Source organism: Ruegeria sp. BHSA123 (genome assembly GCF_059613425.1).
The window spans coordinates 1-3,260 of the sequence record NZ_JBXWSL010000141.1 but is presented as its reverse complement, the minus strand read 5'-3'; the positions used below and the strand labels follow the sequence as shown (position 1 = coordinate 3,260).

At 60.1% G+C, this 3,260-nt stretch carries 3 protein-coding genes; all 3 read left to right on the top strand.

Annotated features, from left to right (window positions below):
• The coding region (locus tag AC2FNC_RS20510; protein WP_496716527.1) for a PepSY-associated TM helix domain-containing protein at positions 1-1,067 on the top strand (1,067 nt) is incomplete at its 5' end.
• A gap of 226 nt (positions 1,068-1,293) precedes the next feature.
• Positions 1,294-2,208, top strand: coding sequence for a glycosyltransferase family 2 protein (locus tag AC2FNC_RS20505; protein WP_496716525.1), 915 nt, complete (start codon positions 1,294-1,296; stop codon positions 2,206-2,208).
• Between the two features lie 13 nt (positions 2,209-2,221).
• Entirely contained in the window at positions 2,222-3,184 is a 963-nt protein-coding gene (locus AC2FNC_RS20500; protein ID WP_496716524.1) for a lysylphosphatidylglycerol synthase transmembrane domain-containing protein, read from the top strand.
• Positions 3,185-3,260 lie beyond the last annotated feature (76 nt).

Below are 3,260 nucleotides of genomic sequence, written 5' to 3'. Positions count from 1 at the left end.
CAGCGACCTCCGTTGTGCTTCTGTATCAGATCGTCAGCGGCCTCATCACCTACCGGCGTTTTTGGAAAGGAATTTTCCGGTGGCCCAGTCGGGCAGGCGGCACCCGGCAATGGGCCGGAGGCATGCACCGCCTGACTGCCCTCTGGGCGACACCTCTGCTGTTGATCAGTGCGCTGACCGGTTTGTTCTTTTTTTTGCACGAGTCAGGCATTTATGGCACCACCCCGAAACCTCAGCCACCCGCTGTGCGGGCAACCGCGCTGCCCACTGATTTCACCGCCTCTACCTTGGACAGGGCTGCAGCGCAGACCCGCGTGGCCTTTCCGGGTTTCGAACCCCAGGTCCTGACCCTTCCCCGTGACAAATCGGACAGTTTCAGAATTTCCGGCCATCTGCCGGGCATCCCCCACATCCGAGGTACCAGCACCGTGGTCATCGATCCGCTAACCCTTGAGGTTCTGGGTGCATTCACGCCGGATGACAGCACCGGCATGGCGCGTTGGAGGCCCATGGTGGATGAGCTTCACTACGGGTTTTGGGGCGGTGCCTTTTCGCGGGTGCTCTGGCTGGTATTGGGGATCGTGGCGACCGGCGTCGCACTCACAGGAGCTTTGATTTTTGCGGGCCGGTTGGCACCCTATGCTTCACACCATGGTCCGCTCAGACGTATTTGGCGTGGGATGGGAATATTTCGATGGGCGTATCTGCTGCTGCTTCTGGGCACCCTTGTTGGCGGATACCTGAATTACGGTCCTCCCGCGTACCGTACGCGGACTCTCCCGGCTGATGCCTCGGGTTCGGTGGCTCTCTTGCTGCGCGAGCCCATCAGGCGCGATACGTCGATTGATATTGAAATGCGGATCAATGAACCGGACGTCCGTGCGGCGCAGATCGAGATTAACGGCGGCACGTTACAGCCCGTCGAGCTGACGCCAAAACGTGGTGCCGTCTGGGCAAAGTTCCAGCTCGATCCCTCCGAAACGGCGAACGATGTTGTTGCACGTTTGAAAAAATCGGACGGGAGTGAAAGAACCGTCACTTTCCGTCTTGGACGCCCGGTGTGGTAAATCAATTGTCGAGAGAGGCCAGCCTGCCATATGCAATCCGAATACGCACCAATCTTGACTTCGAAACGGTCTAATTTGGTCAACTTTATTGTCTATGTTCAGGCATGACGTGTTCGAATACCATGTGTGATGCAGAAAATTTATCCGGCAACGCCCTTTTCGCCATGCACATAATATTGGTTGGCGAGGGTCGAGCAGATTGTGAATGTAAAGGGTTTTTGTTTTCATGAACAAAGTCGCAGAGCCGATTGACGCAGACGGTGTCGCAACCGCGCCGGACACATCAGGCATGAGACTGAGCGTGGTCATCCCCGCGTTCAACGAAGAAAACGCCGTGCGCCACACGGTCGAGGATGTGCGCACCCACCTTGAACCGCTGGGCATCCCCTACGAGATCATCGTGGTGGACGATGCCAGCCAGGATAATACCCGCGCCGAGGCCGAAGCCAGCGGAGCCACCGTCACCTTCAACGATGTGAATTCAGGCTACGGTGCCAGCCTCAAGCGTGGCGTGCGGATGGCGCAATATGACTATGTCGCCATCCTTGATGCCGATGGCACTTATCCTGCGCGCTATCTGCCAAGCATGCTGGCCATGTGCCGCGATCAGGACATGGTGGTCGGCGACCGGGGGGCGGCGATGAAAAACGTGCCGCTGCTGCGCAGGCCGGCCAAGAAATTCCTGTTCGCCTTTGCGTCGTTCCTGGCCGAGCGCAAGATCAACGATCTGAACTCGGGCCTGCGCGTGTTCCGCAAATCCGAGCTGATCCCATTCCTGCCGCTGCTGCCGCAGAACTTCTCGTTCACCACCACGATCACGCTGTGCATGACCTCGAATGGCAAGCGGATGATCTATACGCCGATCGAATATGGCAAACGGGTGGGCAAGTCGAAAATCCGGCCGATTGATTTCCTGAACTTCGTCATCCTGATCCTGCGCATCAGCACGCTGTTCAATCCGCTGCGGGTGTTCATCCCGCTGGGTCTGGCGTTTTTCACATTGGGCACAGTGAAATTCATTATCGACATGTTCTACTGGAACCTCAGTGAAACGGCGGTGTTCTCGTTCCTGGCGGCGATCATGATCTGGTCGCTGGGGCTGATCGCCGACATGATCTCGCGGCTGCATCTGAGACCCTGACAGGAGCGGCGGTATGCTTTCCGATCCAAGTCAACGGCGCTGGCTGATCCGGGTTGCCGGATCGGTCGTGGTGCTGGCGATCCTGTTCTGGATTCTGCCTGCTGATGCAATCGTGGCCGCGCTGAAGGCAATCCCGATCTGGGTATTTCTATGCGTGCTGGTCCTGTTCCTGCTGGCCCATGTCGCGGCGGCGCTGAAATGGTGGCTGCTTCTGGGGCACGGATTTGCGGCTCCGCTGGCCATCCGGGCGCATTTTGCCGGGTTGGCGGCCAATCTGTGCCTGCCCGGAGCAATCGGAGGTGACACGGTCCGCGCAGGCCTGGCGCAAGCGGCAATGAAGGACGGCGCGCGGGTTGTTGCGGGCGCAACCGTGGATCGGCTGATCGACATGGTGGCCCTGCTGACACTCTCTTGTCTGGGGCTAGTCCTGACATGGGAAAGCGCTGCGGGCGGGCATATGATCTGGCCTGTAGCTCTGGTCTTGCTGGCGGCGCTGGCGGGGATGATAGCTTTGCCGCGCCTGCTGCCCCTGCCCTGGCGCTATGTGCCGTCCCTGCCCGGCAAGGGCTTTGCCAATCGTCTGGCCGAGGCGCTGGCCGGGATGGGGCGCAAGCCCGGAACGCTGGCTGTAGCTTTCATCGCATCTGTGCTGATTCAGCTGTTGCTGATCCTGCTGGCCTGGTGGCTGGCCATTGCGGCGGGGGTCGATGTGGCGGCGGGCCCATGGATATTCGCCTGGCCACTGGCCAAGATCATTGCCGTGCTGCCGGTATCCCTGAACGGGCTGGGCCTGCGCGAGGCGACGTTGGCCGGTTTTCTGGCCCCCTTTGGTGCCAGCGCCGCCGCGGTCGTGGCCGCCGGGCTGGTCTGGCAAGTTGTTTTGTTCACGGCGGGCGGGTTAGGCGCGCTGGTTCTGACCATGTCCGGGATGCGGTTCAGCACCCCGGCAAGTTCCCAGAAGGAAGAGTGCAAGTGACGGATGTTTCCCGACCCAATGGCGACAAGCCTGAAATCATCATCCTCGGCGCCGGACCGGCTGGTCTGGCCGCTGC